The organism is Xanthomonas codiaei (assembly GCF_002939785.1).
In the GTDB taxonomy this organism is placed as follows: Bacteria; Pseudomonadota; Gammaproteobacteria; order Xanthomonadales; family Xanthomonadaceae; genus Xanthomonas; species Xanthomonas codiaei.
Genome location: NZ_MDEC01000007.1, coordinates 166,400 through 189,878 on the forward strand (window position 1 = coordinate 166,400; position 23,479 = coordinate 189,878).

The window sequence follows — 23,479 nt, forward strand, 5'->3', positions numbered from 1 at the left end:
TGACACGAGGTCGCTCGCCCACCACCAATGCATGCAGGCAGTGGGGACATTGCACGCAGCCGGATGATCGTCAGGCGGTACCGCGCGGTCGACGTCGCTGTCGGCCAGGACACTGGGCACTGGGCACGCAACAGGCAAGGCGAAGGAACGAACATGCCGAACGGCCGTTGGAATCTGCGCAGGAAATACGGACGCCGTGCCTTCATCTGTGCAGTACTGATTCTTGCCGCCGGCCTGATTGCGGCCATCGTGTCCGGTGTGTGGTTGCAACGGCATAACGAACTGGAGCGCGACCAACGGTTTCAGTTTGTGGTGCGCACCCTGACGCGCAATATCAGCGAGCGCATGTATACCTTCGAGCACGGCCTGCGCGGCGCGCGCGGCGCGGTGATCGGCGCCGGCAGCGAGGTCATCAGTCGCGAACGGTTCACCTTGTACAGCCGCTCGCGGGATTATTCGCGCGAGTTTCCCGGTGTGCTGGGATACGGATACATCCATCGGGTTGCGCCCGCCGACGAGGCGCGATTCCTGGAAGCCGCACGTGCCGACGGCGCGCCGGACATCCATCGCCGTCCGTTGGCGCCGTGGGACGGCGAACGCTACATCGTCCTGTATTTCGAACCGGAGTCGTCCGGCAACCGGCCCATCGGCCTGGACATCGCCTCCGAGCCGCGGCGGCGTGCGGCCGCCCTGCAGGCCGCGCGCGCCGGCGAACCGATCATGACCTCGCCGGTCTCGCTGTCGGGCTACCGCGTGCCCAGCGAAAGCGGCTTTCTGGTACTGCTGCCGGTGTATCGCGAAGGCATGCCGTTGCAGACCCCGCAACAGCGCATGGCGGCGACCAACGGCTGGGTGTATGCGCCCTTCAGCGTCGAGCAGATGGTCCGCAGCGCACTGGGCGAGCGCGACGACGTGGCGCTGGATCTGTCCGATCGCAACGAGCCCACCCATAACTTCTATCGCAGCGGCACGCCCGCCAGCGACAGTGCGCGGCGGCGGCCGGTCGTGCAGCTGCTGCCCATCTACGGTCGCACCTGGGTCATCACCGCCCATCCCACCGCCAGCTTCGTCGCCTCGCTCAACCAGACCTCGCCGTGGCTGGTCGGTGGCCTGGTGATGGCGACCTCGGTGCTGCTGGCTGCACTGCTGGGCCTGTACTTCAGCAACGGGCTGCGCCGCGAGGAAGTGCTGCGCAAGCAGATGGAACTGGCCGCACTGGTCAGCCATTCCAGCGAAGCCATCGTTGCCGAGACGCCGGATGGCCGCATCACCCACTGGAACCCGGCCGCCGAAGCAATGTTCGGCTATGCCGCGGACGATGCGATCGGCCAGGACCTGAGCATGCTGCTGGCGCCGCAACCGTACACGATGCCGGACATCGACCAGCCCGACCAGCCGCACCCGGTCAATGCGTCGGCGGCACTGAGCGTGCGCCACCGCGACGGGCATCAGGTGCATGTGCTAGCCAGCAAGGCACCGATCATCGAAGCGGACGAAACGCTCAGCGGCCACTCGCATTTCTTCCGCGACATCTCCGAGCGGGTACGCTCGCACCAGCGCATCATCGATCTGAACGCTTCGCTGGAACACCAGGTGGCCGAGCGCACCAGCGAACTGGTGAAGTTCTCGGTGCTGCAGCGCGCGATCCTGGCGCATGCCGGCTACGCCATCATCGCCACCGATTCCAGCGGGTTTGTCACCTTGTTCAATCCCGCCGCGGAGAAACTGCTGGGCTACGCCGCCGACGACGTGATCGGCCGGCGCAAGGCCAGCCAGTTCGTCGAGCTCGAAGAGCTGCAGGAGCGCGCGCACCGGCTGTCCGAACAGACCGGCACTCCGGTGGCGCCGACGCTGGAGGCGGTGGCCGCACTGACCAGCCTGGGCCGCAGCGATACCAGCGAATGGACCTATGTCAGCCACGATGGTCGCCGCCTGCCGGTGCTGCTGACGCTGAGCACCCTGCGCGACGACAACGACCAGGTGATCGGCTATCTCGGCGTGGCGGTGGATCTCACCGAGCAGAAGCTGCACGAGAAGCAGCTGCGGCTGGCGATGGATGCGGCCAAGAGCGCCAACCAGTCCAAGTCCGATTTCCTGGCCAACATGAGCCACGAAATCCGCACCCCGATGAATGCCATCCTCGGCATGCTGTATCTGCTCCAGCGCAGCGAACTTCCCGGTGCCGCCCAGGACATGGTCACCAAGATCGACCGCTCGGCGCGCAGCCTACTGGAGATCATCAACGACATCCTGGACTTCTCCAAGATCGAGGCCGGGCGCATCGACCTGGAGCGTGCGCCGTTCGACCTCAACCAGCTGTTCGACAACATCGCCGACCTGATGCGCTCCTCGCTCAGCGCCAAGCCGGTGGAGATGATCGTCGAGCCCTTGCCGCGCGACAGCCGCTGGCTGCTGGGCGATGCGCTGCGCATCAACCAGGTGCTGGTCAACCTGGTGGGCAACGCGATCAAGTTCACCGAACAGGGCGAAGTGGTGCTCTCGGTGCGGCGCTTCCCCAGCGGCGACCCGAACAAGGTCAAGCTGCTGTTCTCGGTGCGCGATACCGGCATCGGCATTTCCAAGGAAAAGCAGAGCCTGATCTTCTCGCCGTTCCTGCAGGCCGATACCTCCACCAGCCGGCGCTACGGCGGTAGCGGCCTGGGCCTGACCATCAGCCGGCGGCTGATCGAGTTGATGGGCGGCGAGCTGGAAGTGGAGAGCGTGCCCGGCCGTGGCAGCGAGTTCTACTTCGTGGTGACGCTGGAAAAATCCGACCCGCCGGCCGCGCAGAGCGATGCGCCGCTGCCGCCGCCGGAGGCGATGCCGCGCGTGCTGATCGCCGACGACCACGATGCCGCACTCAACAACCTGGCGCGCATCGCCACCGAACTGGGCTGGCGCGTGGATGCGGTGGCCAGCGGCCAGGCCGCCCTGGCCGCGATCGAGCAGGCCACCGAACCCTACGACATCTTCCTGCTCGACTGGCGCATGCCCGACATCGACGGCGTGGCCATCGCACGCCAGATCCGCGCGCGCGCCGCGCCCGGCCCGCACCCGGTGATCGTGATGGTCACCGCCTACGAACGCCGCCTGCTGGAGCAACATCCCGAGCAGCAGGACCTGGATGCGGTGATGACCAAGCCGGTCACCAGCGTGGCGTTGCATCGCCTGGTGGAACAGCTGGCCGACGCGCGCCCCGGCGCACGTCCTGCCGCACCCACCTTCGTGTCGCGGCGGCTGGAAGGGGCCAACCTGCTGCTGGTGGACGACAGCGAAATCAATTGCGAGGTGGCGCAGCGCATCCTCGAAGGCGAAGGCGCCATGGTCACCGTCGCCCACGATGGTGAGCAGGCGGTCAACGTGCTCAAGCGCGCGCCGGAGCTGTTCCAGCTGGTGCTGATGGATGTGCAGATGCCGGTGGTGGACGGTTACGAGGCCACCCGCAGGCTGCGCCAGATCCCGGCCCTGGCCAGCCTGCCGGTGATCGCCCTCACCGCCGGCGCCTTCCGCCCGCAGCAGGAAAAGGCCCTGGAAGCGGGCATGAACGGTTTCATCGCCAAGCCGTTCAACGTGGAGGAACTGGTCACCGCGATCCGCCATTTCATGCACCCGGGCATGCGCCGCATCTCATCGCTGCCGCACGAGACCGACAGCAACGACGGTCCGGAATGGCAGCACAGCGACCCGGAGCTGCTGGACGCCGCGCGCGCGCGCAGCCTGTGGCGCGAACGCGAGCCGTACGCACGCTACCTGCGCAAGCTGCTGCGCGAAAACCCCGACCCGGCTGGCGTGGCAGCCGAGCATCTGCGCAACAACGCGTTGCCGGCGATCGGCGCCATGGCGCACAAGCTGCGTGGTGCGGCCGGGTCGCTGGCGCTGCCGGCCCTGGCTGGCGCGGCAGGCGATCTGGAGACCCGCATCGAGGATGGCCATGACATCACCGCCGCATTGAGCGCGCTGCAGGACATCATGCAGCGCACGGCCGATGCGATCCGCGCCTTCCTGCAACACGACACCGATGAGACCGGCAGCGATGGCGACGAGGCCGCGCTCGATGCCGACAGCGTGCAGATCCTGGAGGCGGCTTTCGCCAGCGACGATGCCGACAAGATCGACCACGCCCTGTTGATTTGCGCACCGCGCCTGGCGCGTACGCTGCGGGAAGAACTGCAACGGTCGGTGGAGGATTTCGACTTCCGCCGCGCCGAAGCCACCCTGCGCGACTGGCAGGCCACCCACCCACGCTGAGGGCGATCTCCCGTACCGCTGCAAGGACCTCCCATGCCGTCCCGTCCCCTGCTCTGTGTCGACGACGAGTCCAGCAACCTGGCGACGCTGCGCCAGTTGTTGCGCGAGGACTTTCCGCTGGTGTTCGCCAAGTCCGGTGGCGAAGCGCTGGAAGCGGTGAGCCGGCATTGCCCGGCGTTGATCCTGCTGGACGTGGAATTGCCGGACATGGACGGCTACGCGGTGGCACGTACGCTCAAGCAACAGCCGTCCAGCAGTGCCATCCCGATCCTGTTCGTCACCTCGCGCAACAGCGCGCACGACGAACGCGCCGGGCTGGAGGCGGGCGCGGCCGATTACGTCAGCAAGCCCTATTCCCCGGCCCTGCTCAAGGTTCGCATCGGTACGCAGCTCAAGTTGGCCGAGAGCGCGCGCCTGGCGCAGCAGTACCGCGATGCGATCCACCTGTTGGGCACGGCCGGCCAGGGCCAGGACGTGGACACCGGCGCGCATATCTGGCGCATGGCCGCCTATGCCCGCGTGCTGGCCGAAGCGGCCGGCTGGTCGCCGCAGCAGGCACAGCTGCTGCAGGACGCCGCACCCTTGCACGATGCCGGCAAGATCGCGGTACCCGGCAGCATCCTGCACAAGCCCGATGCGCTGGACGAGCACGAACGCTCGGTGGTGCGGCAACACCCGCAGGCCGGCCACGACCTGCTGCGCCACGGGCGCGGACCGGTGTTCCAGCTGGCCGCCGACATCGCGCTGCACCACCACGAATGCTGGGATGGCAGCGGCTACCCGCACGGCCTGGCCGGCGAGGCCATTCCCGAAGCCGCGCGCCTGGTGGCGGTGGCGGACGTATTCGACGCGCTGTGCGGACGGCGCGCCTACAAGGCCCCATGGACGGTGGAAGACGCCATGCGCAAGCTGGAAAGCATGTCCGGCAAGCAACTGGAACCGCGCCTGGTGCAGCACTTCCGCCAGGCGCTGCCGCAGATCCTGCAGATCAAGGACGCCTGGGACAGCCCGACGCCGCAGCGCTGATTCGGGGAGCTGAGACAACTGCCCATTCGCGATCTCAGGTTGGCTGTCTTCCGCCGCATCCTCACCCCAACTCCTCTCCCGCAGGGAGAGGGACTTTCCCCAGCGCGATCCCTGTCCGCGTGCTGCATCTTGATCCTTCTCCCTTCGGGAGAAGGTGGCGCGTAGCGCCGGATGAGGGGTGCGGGCAGCCCGGGGATGACCAGTCAGGTTGGCTGTCTTCCGCCGCACCCTCACCCAACTCTTCTCCCGCAGGGAGAGGGGCTTTCCCCAGCGGCGATCCCTGTCCGCGTGCTGCATCTTTGATCCTTCTCCCTTCGGGAGAAGGTGGCGCGTAGCGCCGGATGAGGGTGCGGACAGCTCGGGGACGACCAGTCAGGTTGGTTGTCTTCCGCCGTACCCTCACCCCTCTCCCGCAGGGAGAGGGGCTTTCCCGAGGCGCGATCCCTGTCCGCGTGCTGCATCTTGATCCTTCTCCCATCGGTAGAAGGTGGCGCGTAGCACCGGATGAGGGTGCGGGCAGCTCGGGGACGACCAGTCAGGTTGGTTATCTTCCGCCGCACCCTCACCCCAACCCCTCTCCCGCAGGGAGAGGGGTTTTCCCCGGGCGCGATCCCTATCCGCGTGGTGCGTCTTCACCCTTCTCCCTGCGAGAGAAGGTGGCAGGTAGCGCCGGATGAGGGTGCGGGCAGCTCGGGGAGGACCAGCCGAAGATGCATCCCTTAGCGTGCCTATATCGTCATTGCGCGCGATCACGTCACACCAGCCGCCTTCGCCGCCCACCTTCGCATCACGCCGACACCCGCCACCAAACCACCGCCTCTGCATCGCCAAGCACGCACTGTTACCCACGTGCGCTTGAACCCCGCCCCACACCAGCGGACAATACAGATGTTGCGCCGCACAACACCGTGCGACGCGGGCCGATCCGGCTGCCCCTCGCGGCGCCGTCGATACGGCCCGGCAACCGAGAGTCCGATGTCCTCCAGCGTGTCCGAGGCCGGCGCCGCGCCGCCGTCCTATCCCGATTACCGCATCATTTCGCTGATCCTGGCCTGCGCCATCTTCATGGAGCAGATGGACGCCACCGTGCTGGCGACCGCGCTGCCGACCCTGGCGCGCGACTTCGGCGTCGCCGCGCCGGCGATGAGCATCGCCATGACCAGCTACCTGCTGGCCCTGGCGGTGCTGATCCCGGCCAGCGGCGCGATCGCCGACCGCTTCGGCCTGCGCCGTGTGTTCGGCGCCTCGATCTGGGTGTTCGTGGGCGGCTCGATCCTGTGTTCGCTGGCCGACAGCCTGCCCACCATGGTGGCCGCCCGCGTGCTGCAAGGCGCCGGCGGGGCGATGATGGCGCCGCTGGGCCGGCTGATCCTGCTGCGCACGGTGGAGCGCCGCCACCTGGTGTCGGCGATGGCCTGGACCCTGGTGCCGGCCTTCATCGGCCCGATGCTGGGCCCGCCGCTGGGCGGGTTTTTCGTCTCGTATCTGGATTGGCGCTGGATCTTCTACATCAACGTGCCGATCGGCATCGCCGGTTTCCTGTTGATGCGTCGCTTCATCCCGGAGATTCCCAACGAATCGGTGCCGGCACGGTTCGACCTGCGCGGCTTCGTGCTGTGCGGCACCGCGCTGGGCTGCCTGCTGTTCGGCCTGGAGATGGTCAGCCAGCACGACGGTCTTGGCGTGGCCAGCTGGCTGCTGGCGATCGGCGCCAGCGCGGCCATCGGCTATCTGTGGCATGCGCGCCGCCACCCCGCTCCGCTGCTGGACCTGACCCTGCTGCGCATCGACTCGTTCCGGCTGTCGGTGATCGGCGGCGCGTTGATGCGCATCACCCAGGGCGCGCACCCGTTCCTGCTGCCGCTGCTGTTCCAGATCGGCTTCGGCTTCAGCGCCGCGCACAGCGGCCGGCTGATCCTGGCAACCGCACTGGGCGCACTGCTGATGCGCAGCATCACTCCGCAGCTGCTGCGCCGCTTCGGCTACCGCAACAGCCTGATCGGCAACGGCGTGCTGGCCAGCCTGGGCTATATGGTGTGCGCGCTGTTCCGCCCCGACTGGCCGCCGGCGCTGATGTTCGCCCTGCTGCTGTGCTGCGGCGCGTTCATGTCGTTCCAGTTCGCCGCCTACAACACTATTGCCTACGAAAGCGTGCCCACCGCGCGCATGAGCCGCGCCAGCAGCCTGTACACCACGCTGCAGCAATTGATGCTCTCGGTCGGCGTCTGCGCCGGCGCGATGATCCTCAACCTGGCGATGCTGGCCGGCGGTCACGCCCAGCCCCGGCAGGGAGACTTTTCGCTGGCCTTCTGCGTGGTCAGCCTGATCTCGCTCAGCGCCACCTGGTGGCATCTGCGCTTCGACAAGCATGCCGGGCAGGAAATGAGCGGGCATCGGGCGTAGGCGGGCATCGCAACGATGCCGCGGGAAGTCGGCGCATTTTTGCCGCTGACCGGGGATGACGCGATCGACACCGTGGTCTCGCGGTGTGCCCGACACGAAACGGCCGCCAGGACGGCGGCCGTTTCGTTGCATCCTTCGATGATCTGAAGCGATGACGACGAAGCCTGCGCTCCGTCGCCACCTGGCGCACGCCTACACCCCGTGCGCCGCCAGCTGCCCCAAGCGCTGCACCGCCACCGACACGGTGGGGTAGTCCAGGGTCTTCTGCTCGGCCACGTCGGCGAGCATGGCCAGGGTGAAGCGCAGGCTGGAATCGTCGCGCGCCATCCAGTTGGCCACCTTGTCCTCGGCACTGCCGCCCGGCATGGTCAGCACCTGGCCCACCAGCGCACGCTGATGGGCGGCCAGTTCGTCGCGCAGCACGCCACGTGCCACCGCATGCCAGCGGCCGTTGACCTCCAGAGCGTCGATCTGCTCGAACAACCACGGCAGGCGCAGCGCATCGCCGAGGCGGAAATGCACCTTGGACACTTCCACCGGCTTGAGCTTGCGGGTGCGTGCGGTTTCGATGATGTCGAAGGCCGGTTCCAGATAGCGCAACTCGGACAGCTGCTGTGCCAGTGCCGGCGGCAGGCCCTTGTCCTGCCATTCCTGCACGCTGGCTTCGTACAGCGGCCGCTGGGTGTCGGCCAGCACGCCCGATGCCACCCGGATATCGTTGAACGGGCCGTGGTAACGCTCCACCGCCGCGGTGATGCCCGGCATCTGGCCAGGACGCAGCAACAGCCAGCGCACGAACGAGCGTTGCAGGCGCCAGATCACTTCCAACGCATCGATCTGCACCGACTCGGGCACCTTGCCGTCCAGCGCATCGATCTGCGTCCACAGCGCGCGTGCATCCAGCGTTTCGCGGCTGATGGTGTAGGCCTTGGCCACCTCGCCGATGCTGCGGCCGGTGTCTTCCTGCATGCGCATCAGGAAGGTGGCACCCATGCGGTTGATGGTGGTGTTGGTCACCGCGGTGGCGATGATCTCGCGCTTGAGGCGATGACGCTCCATCGCATCGGCGTACTTCTTCTGCAGCGGCTGCGGGAAGTAACGCTGCAATTCCTTGGACAGGTACGGGTCTTCGGGAATATCCGATTCCAGCAGCTGCTGGAACGCCACCAGCTTGGAATACGACAACAGTACCGACAGTTCCGGCCGGGTCAGGCCCTGCCCGCGCGCCTTGCGTGCGGAGAGCTCGGCATCGGACGGCAGGAACTCGATCTGCCGGTCCAGCAGACCCTGCAGTTCCAGCGTGCGGATGAAGTGCTGCTTGGAGCCCAGGCGCTTGACGCTCATGCGCTCCATCAGGCTGATGGCCTGGTTCTGGCGGTAGTTGTCCCACAGCACCAGCTCGGCCACTTCGTCGGTCATCGACGCCAGCAGCTTGTTGCGTGCGTCATAGGTGAGCTTCTTGGCCTGCACCATGTCGTTGAGCAGGATCTTGATGTTCACCTCGTGGTCGGAGGTGTCCACGCCGGCCGAGTTGTCGATGAAGTCGGAGTTGAGCAGCACGCCGGCCTGCGCGGCCTCGATGCGGCCCAGCTGGGTCAGGCCCAGGTTGCCGCCCTCGCCCACCACCTTGCAACGCAGCTCGCCGCCGTTGACGCGCAGGCCGTTGTTGGCACGGTCGCCCACATCGGCATGCGATTCGCTGGCCGCCTTGACGTAGGTGCCGATGCCGCCGTTCCAGAACAGGTCCACCGGCGCCTTGAGGATGGCGTTCATCAGCTCGTTGGGCGAGAGCTGCTTGACGTTGGCATCCAGGCCCAGCGCTTCGCGTACCGGCGCGCTGATGTCGATGGATTTGAGCGTGCGCGGATAGATGCCGCCACCGGCGCTGATCAGCTTGGCGTCGTAGTCGGCCCAGCTGGAGCGCGGCAGCTTGAACAGGCGATCTCTCTCAGCGAACGACACCGCCGCATCCGGATTCGGGTCCAGGAAGATATGGCGGTGGTCGAACGCGGCCAGCAACCGGATATGCCTTGAGAGCAGCATGCCGTTGCCGAACACGTCGCCGGACATGTCGCCGATGCCGACCACGCTGAAATCCTGGCTCTGGCAATCGCGATCCATCGCGCGGAAGTGGCGCTTGACCGATTCCCACGCGCCGCGCGCGGTGATGCCCATGCCCTTGTGGTCGTAGCCCACCGAGCCGCCGGAGGCGAACGCATCGCCCAGCCAGAAGCCGTGGTCCAGCGCCAGGCCATTGGCGATGTCGGAGAAGGTGGCCGTGCCCTTGTCGGCTGCAACGACCAGATACGGGTCGTCCTGGTCGTGGCGCACCACCTGCGGCGGCGGCACGATCTTGCCACCGACGATGTTGTCGGTGATGTCGAGCAGGCCCTGGATGAACAGCTTGTAGCAGGCGATGCCTTCGGCCTGGATCGCATCACGGTCGCCGCCGACCGGCGAACGCTTGACGTAGAAACCGCCCTTGGCGCCGACCGGCACGATGACGGTGTTCTTGACCATCTGCGCCTTGACCAGCCCCAGCACCTCGGTGCGGAAGTCCTCGCGGCGGTCCGACCAGCGCAGGCCGCCGCGCGCCACCGCGCCAAAGCGCAGGTGCACGCCTTCCACGCGCGGGCCGTACACGAAGATCTCGCGATACGGGCGCGGCTTGGGCAGGTCGGGCACCAGCGCCGAATCCAGCTTGAAGCTGATGCAGTGGCCATGCTTGCCCTGTTTATCGGCCTGGTAGTAGTTGGTGCGCAAGGTCGCATCGATCACGTCGATGAAGCTGCGCAGGATGCGGTCTTCGTCCAGGCTGGAGACGCGGTCCATCAGTTTGAGCAAGGTGGCGCGAGTGGCTTCCTGCTGCGCATCGCGGTCGCTGCCGCGTGCCTCCAGTACCGGCTCCAGTGCTTTCAGCGTGGCCTCGTCGCCGCCTGCCAGCGCGGACAGTTCTTCGCGCAGGCGCTCCTGGCCGGCGAAGATCTGCGCCTTGGTTTCCGAGCCGGTGGACGGGTCGAAGCGCGCTTCGAACAGTTCCACCAACAGGCGCGCCAGCAACGGATAGCGGGTGAAAGTGGCCTCGACATAGGCCTGCGAGAACGGCACTGCGGTCTGCAGCAGGTACTTGCAGTAACCGCGCAGCAGCGCGACCTGGCGCCAGTGCAGGCCGGCGGCCAGGATCAGGCGGTTGAAGCCGTCGTTTTCGGCATCGCCGTTCCAGATGCGCTCGAAAGCTTCGCCGAAACTGGCATCGGCGCTGGCCGCATTGATCTTGCCGGCGGTGGATTCGACCTCGAAATCCTGGATATAGACCGGCGTGTCGCCTACCTGCAGCCGGTACGGCCGCTCGGAGATCACGCGCAGGCCCATGTTCTCCATCATCGGCATCGCATCGGACAACGGAATGTCGTCGAGCTGGCGATACAGCTTCAGGCGCAGGCCTTCGCCGGCATCCAGGCGCATGCCATCGTCGCGACGGATTTCCTGCAGGCTCAGATGCAGGTCGTCCGGGCCATCCAGCGTGGCCAGGTGTTCGACGTCGGACACCGCCGATTCGATCGACGAATCCTCGATATAGCCGGCCGGCAGCGCGCGGCCGAAGTTGGCCGCCATGCGCAGGCCGTTGGCTTCGCCGTGCCGGGCCACCAGCGCCTCGCGCAGCGCGTCGCGCCAGTTGCGCAACAGGTGCGCCAGCCGCGATTCGAGCTCGGTGGTATCGAATTCCAGCGCCTCGCCGCTCTTGGGCCGCACGATTAGGTGCAGCTGCGCCAGCGGCGATTCGCCCAGCACCACCGACGAGTCGATGTATTCGCCGTGCAGTGCGTCCTTCAACAAGGCTTCGATGCGCAGGCGCACATCGGTGTTGAAGCGCTCGCGCGGGATGTACACCAGCGCCGAGATGAAACGGCTGTACTTGTCGCGGCGCAGGAACATGCGGCTGCGCACGCGCTCCTGCAGGCCCAGGATGCCGATCGCGGTGCGATACAGCTCTTCCTCGTTGGACTGGAACAGCTCTTCGCGCGGCAGCGTTTCCAAGATGTGGCGCAAGGCCTTGCCGCTATGGCTGCTCGGGGTCAGCCCCGACTTGCTCATCACGTACTCGTGGCGCTGGCGCACCAGCGGAATTTCCCACGGACGGCGGTTGTAGGCGCTGGAGGTGAACAGGCCCAGGAAGCGCTGCTCGCCGACGATGCGGCCCTTGGCATCGAATTCCAGGATGCCGATGTAATCCATGTAACCGACCCGGTGCACGCGCGAGCGCGCATTAGTCTTGGTCAGTATCAAGGCATCCTTGAGCTTGGACGAGGCATTCAAGCCGTGCGCCGCCAGCGTGGTCACCGGGCGCGCCGGCGAGGTGTCGCGGCCGCGCATCAGGCCCAGCCCGGATTCTTCCACCGGTGCCAGCACGTCCTGGCCGCCCTGCTTCTCCACCCGGTACTCGCGGTAGCCGAAGAAGGTGAAATGGTCGGCGGCGGCCCAGCGCAGGAATTCCTGCGCTTCGTGGCGGCTAATGTCGTCGATCGGCAGGCGGCGGGTGGCCAGGTCGTCGGCCAGCATCACCATCTTCTCGCGCATCGCGGCCCAGTCGTGCACGATGGCGCGCACTTCGGCCAGCACCTTGCGGATGGCCGCTTCCACCTTGGGCATCTCGTCGGCGGGCTGGCGGTCGATCTCCAGCACCATCAGCGATTCGCTCTTGCCCTCGCCCACCGCGGTCAGCTTGCCGGACTTGTCGCGCGCGATGCGCAGTACCGGGTGGCCGAGCACATGTACGCCGATCCCCAGGTCCGACAGGGTCATGCTGACCGAATCCACCAGGAACGGCATGTCGTCGTTGACGATCTGCAGCAGGGTATGCGGCGACTCGTAGCCGTGGCTCTTCAAGGTGGGGTTGAACACCCGCACGTTGACCGTGCCGGCCTTGCGGGTGCGCGCGAATTCCAGCATGTCCGACGCCAGCGCCGCCCACTGTTCGGGCGGATGATTGGGGAACTCGTCTTCTTCCATGCGCCGGTAGAAGTCGGCGGCGAACGCCTGGACTTCCGCCTGGCGGGCGGCCGGGTAGCGCTTGCGCAACGCGGCAAACACCGGCTCCAGGGTCACGGCCTGGGGTTCGGAGGCCAGCACGGGGACGGCACCTTCGGCGACCGGTTTGACCGACGTCGTGGACGATTTCGAAGCGGCTTTCTTGGCTGTCATGAGTAGAGCTGGAATGCTCGGTGGAAAACCTGAATTGTACCGATGCCCCGTGATAACGCCTTGCTGCATAGCGCAAACGCACGCCGCCCAGCAGACGCGGCAATGGCGCAAAACCGTATCGCTCTGTAGTTTCGCCAGGCAGCGCCAGCCCGCCGGGCGGTGGATCGCCAGATCCGGCAAAGTCCGGCGCAAGGCTTGGCACACAAGGCGTTGTGCAGAGCCAGAGGCGCTCGTCAAGGCTGTTTAAAAACTAAACTGGACGGTATAGTCTACCGCCATGACCCCTCGCCCACCCCGTGCTGCCCGGCGTTCGGATTGCGATCGCCGCATCCATGCTGCCGTGCATACCTTGCTTGCCGAGCGCGGCATGCGGCTGAGCATGGATGCGGTGGCCGAGCGCGCCGGATGTTCCAAGCAGACGCTCTACAGCTATTACGGTTGTAAAGAAAACCTGCTGCGCGACGTGCTGCAGGACCACGTGCACCTGGCCACGGTGCCGCTTGGCACCGCCTCGGGCGACCTGCGCGAGGATCTGCTGGCGTTTGCGCTGGCGCATCTTGACCGTCTCAACCGCCCGGATGTGTTACAGACCTGCCGATTGGTGGAAGCCGAGTCGCACCGGTTCCCCGATCAATCCCAGCAGATCTTCCACGAGGGCGTGGTCGGCATGCAGCAGCGCCTGGCGCATCGCTTCGAGCAGGCGATCGACGCCGGGCAGTTGCGCCATGACGATCCGCACTTCATGGCCGAGCTGTTGCTGAGCATGATCGTCGGGCTGGATTTCGATCGCCAACGCTTCCAGGTCCCCCACCGCGCCGGCCTGGCCGCCAGGCAGCAGTGGGCGCAGTTCGCCGTCGACACCTTTTTGCGGGCGTTTGCCGCGGCCACCGCCGCGCCCGCGCTGGCCCCGCTCGCCTTTCTCTCTTCAAGACCCTAACGGAGTTCCTCCTGATGATTGCCCCGCTCCGCACCTTCGGCCTGGCCCTGGCCATCACCGTGGCGCTCGCTGCCTGCAGCAAGCCCGAACAACAGCAGGCGCCGCCGCCGCCGGAGGTGTCGGTGCTGGAAATGAAACCGCAGACGCTGCCGCTGGAGCGCGACCTGGTGGGCCGCCTGTCGGCGTTCCGCTCGGCCGACGTGCGCGCCCGTGTGGACGGCGTGGTGCTCAAGCGCCTGTACACCGAAGGCACCGACGTCAAGGAAGGCCAGCCGCTGTTCCAGATCGACCCGGAACCGCTGAAGGCCACGCTGCTGCAGGCCCAGGGCCAGCTGGCGGCCGCTGAGGCCACCTACGCCAACGCGCAGATCGCGGCCAAGCGCGCGCGCAGCCTGGCGCCACAGCAATACGTGTCGCGCGCCGACATCGACAACGCCGAAGCCACCGAGCGGTCTTCCGGCGCCAGCGTGCAGCAGGCGCGCGGTGCGGTCCAGGCCGCCAGGATCCAGCTCAGCTTCGCCAGCGTCACCTCGCCGATCACCGGCCGCGCGGGCATCCAGCGGGTCACCGAAGGCGCCCTGGTCGGTGCCGGTGAGGCCACCCTGCTGACCACCGTCGACCAGATCGACCCGCTGTACGTGAACTTCGCGATGAGCAGCGAGGAACTGGCCGCGTTGCGTCAGGCGCAGAGCAGCGGCAACGTGCAGCTCAGCGGCGACGGCAAGTCCACCATCAATGTGGAACTGGGCAACGGCACGCAGTATCCGCACCCCGGCACCCTGGACGTGTCGGCGGTGACCGTGGACCCGGCCACCGGCGCGGTGTCCTTGCGCGCCACCCTGCCCAACCCCGAGCTGGCGTTGCTGCCGGGTGCGTTCGTGACCTTCAAGGCCAGCCTGGGCCAGCGCAACAATGCCTATCTGGTGCCGCAGCAGGCGCTGCAGCGCGATGCGATGGGCGCCTATGCGCTGGTGCTGGGCAAGGACGGCAAGGTGGTGCGCAAGAACCTCACCGTGGACGGCCAGCAGAAGGGCCAGTGGATCGTGACCGGCGGGATGGCGCCGGGCGACCAGGTCATCGTCGACGGCGTGCAGAAGGCCAAGGAAGGTCAGCCGGCCAAGGGTGTGCCGTGGGATCCGAACAAGCCGGCCGCTGGCGCGCAGCCAGGTGCACCGGGCGCCGCCCCGGGTGCGGCACCGGCCGCAGGCCAGGCCGGCAAGGCGCAGGACGCACCCGCAGCCGATGCCGCCGCTCCGGCCGCGCAGAACCAGCCCAAGCAGGACGCGGCCGCACAGCCGTCCGATTCCCAGTCCAAACAGCAGTGACGGAACCCCGCCATGCCTAAGTTTTTTATCGAACACCCGGTCTTTGCCTGGGTGGTGGCGATCCTGATCTCGCTCGCGGGCGTGATCTCGATCCTGAATCTGGGTATCGAGTCGTACCCGACGATCGCCCCGCCGCAGGTCACCGTCACCGCCAATTTCCCCGGCGCCAGCGCCGATACCGCCGAGAAAGCGGTGACCCAGGTCATCGAGCAGCAGCTCACCGGTATCGACGGCCTGCTGTACTTCAATTCCTCCTCGGCCTCCAACGGCCGCGTCACCATCACCTTGACCTTCGAGACCGGCACCGACGCGGATATCGCGCAGGTGCAGGTGCAGAACAAGGTGTCGCTGGCCACCCCGCGTCTGCCCTCGGAAGTGACCCAGCAGGGTGTGGTGGTGGCCAAGGCCAACGCCGGCTTCCTGATGGTGGCGGCCTTGCGCTCGGAGAACCCGTCGATCGACCGCGATGCGCTCAACGACATCGTCGGTTCGCGCGTGCTCGAGCAGATCTCGCGCGTTCCCGGCGTCGGCAGCACCAACCAGTTCGGCGCCGAGTACGCGATGAACATCTGGTTGAACCCGGAGAAGCTGCAGGGCTACAACCTGTCGGCCACCCAGGTGCTGACCGCGGTACGCAACCAGAACGTGCAGTTCGCGGCCGGTTCGGTCGGCGCCGACCCCACGCCCGACGGCATCAGCTTCACCGCCACCGTCTCGGCCGAAGGCCGTTTCAGCTCGCCGCAGGAATTTGAAGACATCATCCTGCGCACCGACAACAACGGCGCCACGGTGCGCCTGAAGGACGTGGCGCGCGTCACCGTGGGTCCGAGCAACTACGGCTTCGACACCCAGTACAACGGCAAGCCCACCGGTGCCTTCGGCATCCAGCTGCTGCCGGGTGCCAACGCATTGAACGTGTCCGAAGCGGTGGGCGCCAAGCTCGACGAACTGCAGGCCACCTTCCCACAGGGCGTGACCTGGTTTGCGCCATACGAATCGACCACCTTCGTGCGCATTTCCATCGAGGAAGTGATCCACACGCTGGTGGAAGCCATCGTGCTGGTGTTCCTGGTGATGTTGCTGTTCCTGCAGAACTTCCGCGCCACGGTGATCCCGACCCTGGTGATTCCGGTGGCGCTGCTGGGCACGTTCTTCGGCATGTACGCCATCGGCTTCACCATCAACCAGCTGACGCTGTTTGCGATGGTGCTGGCGATCGGCATCGTGGTGGACGACGCGATCGTGGTGATCGAGAACGTCGAACGCATCATGAGCGAAGAACACCTGGAGCCGAAGGCGGCCACCCAGAAGGCGATGACCCAGATCACCGGCGCGGTGGTGGCCATCACCGTGGTGCTGGCGGCGGTGTTCATCCCCTCCTCGCTGCAGCCCGGCGCCTCCGGTGCGATCTACAAGCAGTTCGCGCTGACCATCGCCATGTCGATGGGCTTCTCCGCGTTCCTGGCGCTGACCTTTACTCCGGCGCTGTGCGCCAGCTTCCTCAAGGCCACCCATTCGGACAAGAAGAACTGGGTCTACCGCACCTTCGACAAGTACTACGACAAGCTGGCGCATCGCTATGTCGGCGTGGTGGGTCATACGCTGAAGCGTTCGCCACCGTGGATGATCGTGTTCGTGGTGCTGGTGGTGCTGTGCGGCTTCCTGTTCACCCGCATGCCGGGCAGCTTCCTGCCCGAAGAAGATCAGGGCTTTGCGCTGGCGATCGTGCAGCTGCCGCCGGGCGCGACCAAGATCCGCACCAATGAGACGTTCACGCAGATGCGCGCGGTGCTGGACAAGCAGCCGGCCGTGGAAGGCATGCTGCAGATCGCCGGCTTCAGCTTCCTGGGCTCGGGCGAGAACGTCGGCATGGGCTTCATCCGGCTCAAGCCATGGGACGAGCGCGACGTCACCGCCGAGGAATTGATCGAGCAGCTCAACGGCGCCTTCTATGGCATCAAGGGCGCGCAGATCTTCGTGGTCAACCTGCCTACGGTGCAGGGCCTGGGTCAGTTCGGCGGTTTCGACATGTGGCTGCAGGACCGCTCCGGCGCAGGCCAGGAGGCACTGACCCAGGCACGCAACATCGTGCTGGGCAAGGCTGCGCAGAAGGCCGACACCCTGGTGGGCGTGCGCCCGAACGGCCTGGAGAACTCGCCGCAGCTGCAGCTGCATGTGGACCGCGTGCAGGCGCAGTCGATGGGCCTGGAAGTCAGCGACATCTACAGTTCCATCCAGCTGATGCTGGCGCCGGTGTATGTCAACGACTACTTCGCCGAAGGCCGCATCAAGCGCGTCAACATGCGGGCCGACGACCAGTTCCGCACCGGGCCGGAATCGCTGCGCAACTTCTTCACCCCCAGCAGCACCGCCACCGGCGCCGATGGCCAGCCCGGCATGATTCCGCTGAGCAATGTGGTCAGGGCCGAGTGGACCTACGCCTCGCCGGCGCTGAACCGCTACAACGGCTATTCGGCGGTGAACATCGTCGGTAATCCGGCGCCCGGCGGCAGCTCCGGCCAGGCGATGAACGCGATGGAAGAGATCGTCAACAACGATCTGCCACCGGGCTTCGGTTTCGACTGGAGCGGCATGTCCTACCAGGAAATCATCGCCGGCAACGCGGCCACGCTGCTGCTTGCACTGTCGGTGGTGGTGGTGTTCCTGTGCCTGGCCGCACTCTACGAGAGCTGGTCGATTCCGGTGGCGGTGCTGATGGTGGTGCCGATCGGCGTACTGGGCGCGATCAGCTTCTCGATGCTGCGCGGTCTGCCAAACGATCTGTACTTCAAGATCGGCATGATCACGGTCATCGGTCTTGCGGCCAAGAACGCGATCCTGATCGTGGAATTCGCGGTAGAGCAGCGTGCGGCCGGCAAGACGCTGCGCGAAGCGACGCTGGAAGCGGCACACCTGCGCTTCCGCCCGATCCTGATGACCTCGTTCGCATTCATCCTGGGTGTGTTGCCGCTAGCGATCTCCACCGGTGCCGGTGCCAACTCGCGTCACTCCATCGGTACCGGCGTGATCGGCGGCATGGTGTTCGCCACCGTGCTCGGCGTGATCTTCATCCCGCTGTTCTTCGTGGTGGTGCGCCGCATGCTGGGCGACAAGCTGGACGAGCAATCCAAGGAATATCTGGTCGCACAGAACGACTCGGGCACGCACCGCCCGGATCGCTAAGCCAGGCGTTCGTTGCAAACCAAAAGCCCCGGCAGTGCCGGGGCTTTTTTGTGCGTTGACCTGGAGGGTTTGACTGCATTTGAACCAAGCAGCGACTCGAAGCGGTTTCTCGAATAGCGCGCGGATGGACCAGTTGGAGAGCCTCCAAACGGCGACTTCGTTGCAGGGCCCTTGCCCGCCTACCATCGCGGGACATGCTGCAAGTACGTCCTTGTAAGCTCTTACGCGGCATCCATGCCGCGTAAGGTCCCGCGACGGTAGACGGGCAAGGACCAATCACGATGGTCGGTGCGCAGAGTTTCCAACAACGCAGCCGCAGGGATCGGTTTACGGCGTGTCCCGCACACAGTGAGGGCACCGCGCGCTCGACGCATCGGGCCAAGTGAGCGATGACCAGTCACGATGGCCGGCGTGGTGAGGGCGCCGCGCTCTCGACTGGCCAGACGCCTCACTTCCAGAGGTAAGAGCACGCAGCTCGCGCGACAAGCCCGGCTCTTGTGCCGACGCTGAGCGCCCCGGCGAATTCAGGCCCCCGGTGTACGTATCCCAGTGGACCCACGCACCACGCAACGCCCGGTCATGACCATGCGGCGGATCGGCAGCTGCGGGTTGCCCAGGCGTTCGAGCAGCAGCGACATCGCCGCGCGGCCCATGTCTTCGACCGGTTGTTCGACCACGGTGATGCCGGGTTCGACCAAGTCGGTCCAGCGCTCGTTGTCGAAGCCGGCCAGCGCCAGGTCCTGCGGCAGGCGCAGGCCGGCGGTCCGTGCAGCCTTCAGCGCGCCCATCAGCAGCAGGCTGTTACTGGTGACGATGGCTTCCGGGCGGTCGTCGCTGGCCAGCCACCGGCCCAGCTCGGCGATCGCTGCTTCGGCAGTCGGCGCCACTTCGCGGTAATCCGGAGACAGGCCCTGCGCACGCATCGCCGCCAGGTAGCCATCGCGGCGTTCGGCCGCGGTGGTGCTGGTGCTGCCGAACAGCCCGCCGATGCGACGGTAGCCCTGCGCTTGCAGATGCGCCACCAGCTCGGCCATCGCCGCGGCGTTGTCGAGCACCACGCTGTCGTAGCGGCTGCCGGGGCCGGCGCGGTCCACCAGCACGGTCGGGTAATCCAGCGACAGCTCGTGCATGCGCCCAACGGTCACGCGGGTCGGCGCAAAGATCAATCCGGTGATGCGTTCTTCCTGCATCAGTTGCAGGTACAGCGCCTCGCGCTCGGGATCTTCATCGGTATTGCACAGGGTCACGCGCATACCGGCCTTGTAGGCGACCTCTTCCACGGCCCGGATCAGCGCAGTGAAGTACGGGTTGCGGATGTCGGCCACGATTACCCCGAGAATGCCGGACTGCTGCGAGCGCAGCCGCCGCGCCATCAGGTTGGGCCGGTAGCCGGTCTGGCGCACCGCCGCTTCCACCTTGGCGCGCACCTCCTCGCTCACCGGGCCGCTACCCAGGGCCCGCGACACCGTGGACTTGGACACCCCGGCCACCCGGGCCACGTCATTGATGCTGATATTCACTGGGACCGTTCCCGCTCCATATGGCACACCTGAACCCAGGCGCCTCGCGACCTCGATCCTAACCTGAAAGCCTTACTTGGTTTTTGTGCACCGCACATTGACCTGGATCATGGGAACGTTCCCACTATACTTCCCAGCCCGACCTCATCCGGAGCCCGCCTTGTCCTCTCCGCCGCTTGCCCCCGTGACTCCCGAGCTCGTCCGCCTGCGGGCGCATGCCCGCGACAAGGACGACGCCATCGCCCAGGCCGCGCAGTTGCTGGTCGCCGCTGGCTGCGTGGCACCCGGCTATGAGGCCAGCATGCGGCGCCGCGAAGGCCTGGCGAACACCTTCCTGGGCCACGGCCTGGCGATCCCGCATGGGGTGGGCGAAGACCGCCACCTGGTGCGTCGCGACGGCATCGCGGTGCTGCAGCTACCCGAAGGCGTGGAATGGAATCCGGGCCAGACCACCCGGCTGGTGGTGGGCATCGCCGCACAATCAGACACCCACATCACCCTGCTGCGGCGGCTGACCCGCCTGATCCAAGACCCGGCGCAGCTGGAGGCGCTGTTCAGCACCGACGACGCCGGCGTGATCGTGGCCGCCCTCACCGGCGACCGCGCCCCCGATACCAGTGCTGCGCCGGCCACCGACCTGGCCGAACGCTTCGAGTGGACCATCGCCTACCCCAGCGGCCTGCACGCGCGCCCGGCCACCCGCTGGGCCGAAACTGCGCGTGGCTTCAGCGCCCGCGCCCAGGTCCGCGCCGGCGAGCAGGCCGCCGATGCCAAGAGCCTGGTCGGCCTGCTGCAGCTGGGCCTGCGTGCCGGCGACAGCATCACCGTCTCGGCCGAGGGCAGCGATGCCGCCGCCCTGCTCAAGCGCCTGCGCGCGGTGATGGACAGCCTCACCGCGCAGGAGAAGGCCGATGCCGAGCGCGCCGCACAACGCCGCGCCGCGCCGGTGGTCGGCTGGACACCGCCGCAGGCGCAGCCGGCCATCGTCGGCATCGGCGCCAGCCCGGGCGTGGCGATCGGCATCGTGCACCGCCTGCGCGCGGCGCAGACCGAGGTGGCCGATCAACCGGTGGGCCTGGGCGATGGCGGCGCGCTGCTGCACGACGCGCTGACCCGCACCCGCCAGCAACTGGCAGCGATCCAGGACGACACCCAGCGCCGGCTCGGCGCTTCGGACGCGGCCATCTTCAAGGCCCAGGCCGAGCTGCTCAACGACACCGACCTGATCACCCGCACCTGTCAGCTGATGGTCGAAGGCCATGGCGTGGCATGGTCGTGGCACCAGGCGGTGGAACAGATCGCCTCCGGCCTGGCGGCGCTGGGCAACCCGGTGCTGGCTGGCCGCGCCGCCGACCTGCGCGATGTCGGCCGCCGCGTGCTGGCCCAGCTGGACCCGGCTGCGGCTGGCACCGGCCTGGCCGACCTGCCCGAGCAACCCTGCATCCTGCTGGCCGGCGACCTGTCGCCGTCGGATACCGCCAACCTGGACACCGCCCGCGTGGTCGGCCTGGCCACCGCGCAAGGCGGCCCGACCTCGCACACCGCGATCCTGTCGCGCACCCTGGGCCTGCCGGCGCTGGTCGCAGCCGGGGGCCAGTTGCTGGACATCGACGATGGCCTCACCGCCATCATCGATGGCAGCAGCGGGCGGCTGTATCTCAACCCGTCCGAGCAGGACCTGGACGCGGCACGCACCCACATCGCCGAGCAGCAGGCCATCCGCGAGCGCGAAGCCGCCCAGCGCGCCCTGCCCGCCGAAACCACAGACGGCCACCACATCGACATCGGCGCCAACGTCAACCTGCCCGACCAGGTGGCGATGGCACTGACCCAGGGCGCGGAGGGCGTGGGTCTGATGCGCACCGAGTTCCTGTTCCTGGAAAGCGGCCGCACGCCCAGCGAAGACGAGCAGTACCAGACCTACCTGGCGATGGCGCAGGCCCTGGATGGCCGCCCGCTGATCGTACGGGCGCTGGACATCGGCGGCGACAAGCAGGTGGCGCACCTGGAACTGCCGCACGAAGAAAACCCGTTCCTGGGCGTGCGTGGCGCGCGCCTGCTGCTGCGTCGCCCGGACCTGCTGGAGCCGCAACTGCGTGCGCTGTACCGCGCCGCCAAGGACGGTGCGCGGCTGTCGATCATGTTCCCGATGATCACCTCGGTGCCGGAGCTGATCGCCTTGCGCGAGATCTGTGCGCGCATCCGCGCCGACCTGGACGCTCCGGAAGTGCCGATCGGCATCATGATCGAAGTGCCGGCCGCCGCCGCGCAGGCCGACGTGCTGGCACGCCACGCGGACTTCTTCTCGATCGGCACCAACGACCTCACCCAGTACGTGCTGGCGATCGATCGCCAGAACCCCGAACTGGCCGCCGAGGCCGACAGCCTGCATCCGGCGGTGCTGCGCATGATCCGCAGCACCATCGAAGGCGCACGCAAGCATGACCGTTGGGTTGGCGTGTGCGGCGGCCTGGCCGGCGATGCGTTCGGTGCCAGCCTGCTGGCCGGCCTGGGCGTGCAGGAACTGTCGATGACGCCAAACGACATCCCGGCGGTGAAGGCACGTCTGCGTGGCACTGCGCTCAGCACGCTGCAGCAGTTGGCCGAGCAGGCGTTGAACTGCGAAACCGCCGAGCAAGTGCGCGCACTCGAAGCGCAGCGCGAGGACAAGGCATGAGCCTGCAGGCCATCACCGTCACGCTGAACCCGGCGATCGACCAGACTATCCGGCTCGACCACCTGCAGCCCGGCGCAGTACATCGCGCCAGCAGCGTGCGCAACGATGCCGGCGGCAAGGGCATCAACGTGGCGGCGTGCCTGGCCGATTGGGGTAGCGATGTCGCCGCGCTCGGCGTGCTCGGCGGCGGCAATACCGGCGTGTTCGAAGCGCTGTTCCGCGAGCGCGGCATCGTCGACCACTGCCAGCGCGTGGCCGGCGAGACCCGCACCAATCTCAAGCTGGTGGAAGCGCGCAGCAACGACACCACCGACATCAATCTGCCCGGCCTGCAACTGACCAGCGCGCATCTGCAGGGCGTGGCCGATCAACTCGCCCCGCTGCTGCGCCCCAGCCTGCCGGTGGTGCTGTCCGGCAGCCTGCCGGCCGGCCTGCCCGAGGACAGCTGGGCGCAGTTGCAGGCGCAGGCCAGCGCGGCCGGCGCCCGTGTCTTGCTGGATACCAGCGGCACGCCGCTGGTGGCCGCATTGGGCGCTGACCGCGAGGCCCTGCCGTATGCGGTCAAGCCGAACCGCCACGAACTGGAAGCCTGGACCGGCCGACCGCTCACCGACCGCGCCGCGCTCAGCGCTGCCGCACACGAACTACTCGCGCGCGGCATCCAGCTGGTGGTGATTTCGATGGGCACCGACGGCGCGTTGTTCGTGCAGCGCGAGCAGCGACTGATCGCGCGTCCGCCGCGGCTGGCGCACGGCAGCAGCGTGGGCGCAGGCGATGCGATGGTGGCCGGCCTGGCCGCCGCGCTGCTGGATGCGGCCACCGATCTGGAGCAATGCGCGCGGCTGGCCACCGCGTTTTCGATGTGCCGGCTGGAAAGCGGCGACGCGCGTCGGATCACGGCCGATGGCGTGCGCCGCGCCGCAAGTCAGGTCGTGATCGAGATGCTGTCGTGAGCCCC

Annotated in this window: 10 protein-coding genes; 8 read left to right on the forward strand and 2 right to left on the reverse strand. The window is 67.2% G+C overall.

The genetic code is table 11. The features are described from left to right. Positions 1 to 153 precede the first annotated feature (153 nt). The 3 genes from XcodCFBP4690_RS07455 (at position 154) to XcodCFBP4690_RS07465 (ending at position 7,677) form a co-directional block, all read left to right on the forward strand. Positions 154 to 4,248: a CHASE domain-containing hybrid sensor histidine kinase/response regulator gene (locus XcodCFBP4690_RS07455; RefSeq protein WP_104540370.1), complete on the forward strand. Its 4,095-nt coding sequence runs from the start codon at positions 154 to 156 to the stop codon at positions 4,246 to 4,248. A 33-nt stretch (positions 4,249 to 4,281) separates the two neighbouring features. Next, complete coding sequence (locus tag XcodCFBP4690_RS07460; RefSeq protein WP_104540345.1) at positions 4,282 to 5,274, forward strand: HD-GYP domain-containing protein; 993 nt, start codon at positions 4,282 to 4,284, stop codon at positions 5,272 to 5,274. A gap of 975 nt (positions 5,275 to 6,249) precedes the next feature. Then, on the forward strand, positions 6,250 to 7,677 hold the full coding sequence (locus tag XcodCFBP4690_RS07465; RefSeq protein ID WP_104540346.1) for a DHA2 family efflux MFS transporter permease subunit: 1,428 nt from the start codon (positions 6,250 to 6,252) through the stop codon (positions 7,675 to 7,677). 192 nt (positions 7,678 to 7,869) lie between these two features. On the opposite strand, the gene XcodCFBP4690_RS07470 is transcribed toward XcodCFBP4690_RS07465, so the two are convergent. Further along, positions 7,870 to 12,879, reverse strand: coding sequence for an NAD-glutamate dehydrogenase (locus tag XcodCFBP4690_RS07470; protein WP_104540347.1), 5,010 nt, complete (start codon positions 12,877 to 12,879; stop codon positions 7,870 to 7,872). A gap of 277 nt (positions 12,880 to 13,156) precedes the next feature. On the opposite strand from XcodCFBP4690_RS07470, the gene XcodCFBP4690_RS07475 reads away from it, so the two are divergent. Genes XcodCFBP4690_RS07475 through XcodCFBP4690_RS07485 form a run of 3 tightly spaced genes read left to right on the forward strand, consistent with a single transcriptional unit; the run spans position 13,157 to position 18,324 of the window. Beyond that, on the forward strand, positions 13,157 to 13,816 hold the full coding sequence (locus tag XcodCFBP4690_RS07475) for a TetR/AcrR family transcriptional regulator (RefSeq protein WP_104540348.1): 660 nt from the start codon (positions 13,157 to 13,159) through the stop codon (positions 13,814 to 13,816). Between the two features lie 14 nt (positions 13,817 to 13,830). Then, positions 13,831 to 15,141: an efflux RND transporter periplasmic adaptor subunit gene (locus tag XcodCFBP4690_RS07480; RefSeq protein ID WP_104540349.1), complete on the forward strand. Its 1,311-nt coding sequence runs from the start codon at positions 13,831 to 13,833 to the stop codon at positions 15,139 to 15,141. 12 nt (positions 15,142 to 15,153) lie between these two features. After that, positions 15,154 to 18,324: a multidrug efflux RND transporter permease subunit gene (locus XcodCFBP4690_RS07485; RefSeq protein ID WP_104540350.1), complete on the forward strand. Its 3,171-nt coding sequence runs from the start codon at positions 15,154 to 15,156 to the stop codon at positions 18,322 to 18,324. Between the two features lie 524 nt (positions 18,325 to 18,848). Here the strand turns inward: XcodCFBP4690_RS07485 and XcodCFBP4690_RS07490 are convergent. Further along, positions 18,849 to 19,844: a LacI family DNA-binding transcriptional regulator gene (locus tag XcodCFBP4690_RS07490; protein WP_104540351.1), complete on the reverse strand. Its 996-nt coding sequence runs from the start codon at positions 19,842 to 19,844 to the stop codon at positions 18,849 to 18,851. Positions 19,845 to 20,004: 160 nt separating this feature from the next. Here XcodCFBP4690_RS07490 and ptsP point away from each other — a divergent pair, with 160 nt between their 5' ends. Together ptsP and pfkB are read left to right on the forward strand one after the other, a co-directional pair. Beyond that, positions 20,005 to 22,521 (forward strand): phosphoenolpyruvate--protein phosphotransferase, encoded by a 2,517-nt coding sequence (gene ptsP / locus XcodCFBP4690_RS07495; RefSeq protein WP_104540352.1) that lies wholly within the window; start codon positions 20,005 to 20,007, stop codon positions 22,519 to 22,521. Beyond that, positions 22,518 to 23,474, forward strand: a complete 957-nt coding sequence (gene pfkB / locus XcodCFBP4690_RS07500) for a 1-phosphofructokinase (RefSeq protein WP_104540353.1) — start codon at positions 22,518 to 22,520, stop codon at positions 23,472 to 23,474. Before ptsP ends, pfkB begins: the two co-directional genes overlap by 4 nt. Positions 23,475 to 23,479: the final 5 nt, after the last annotated feature.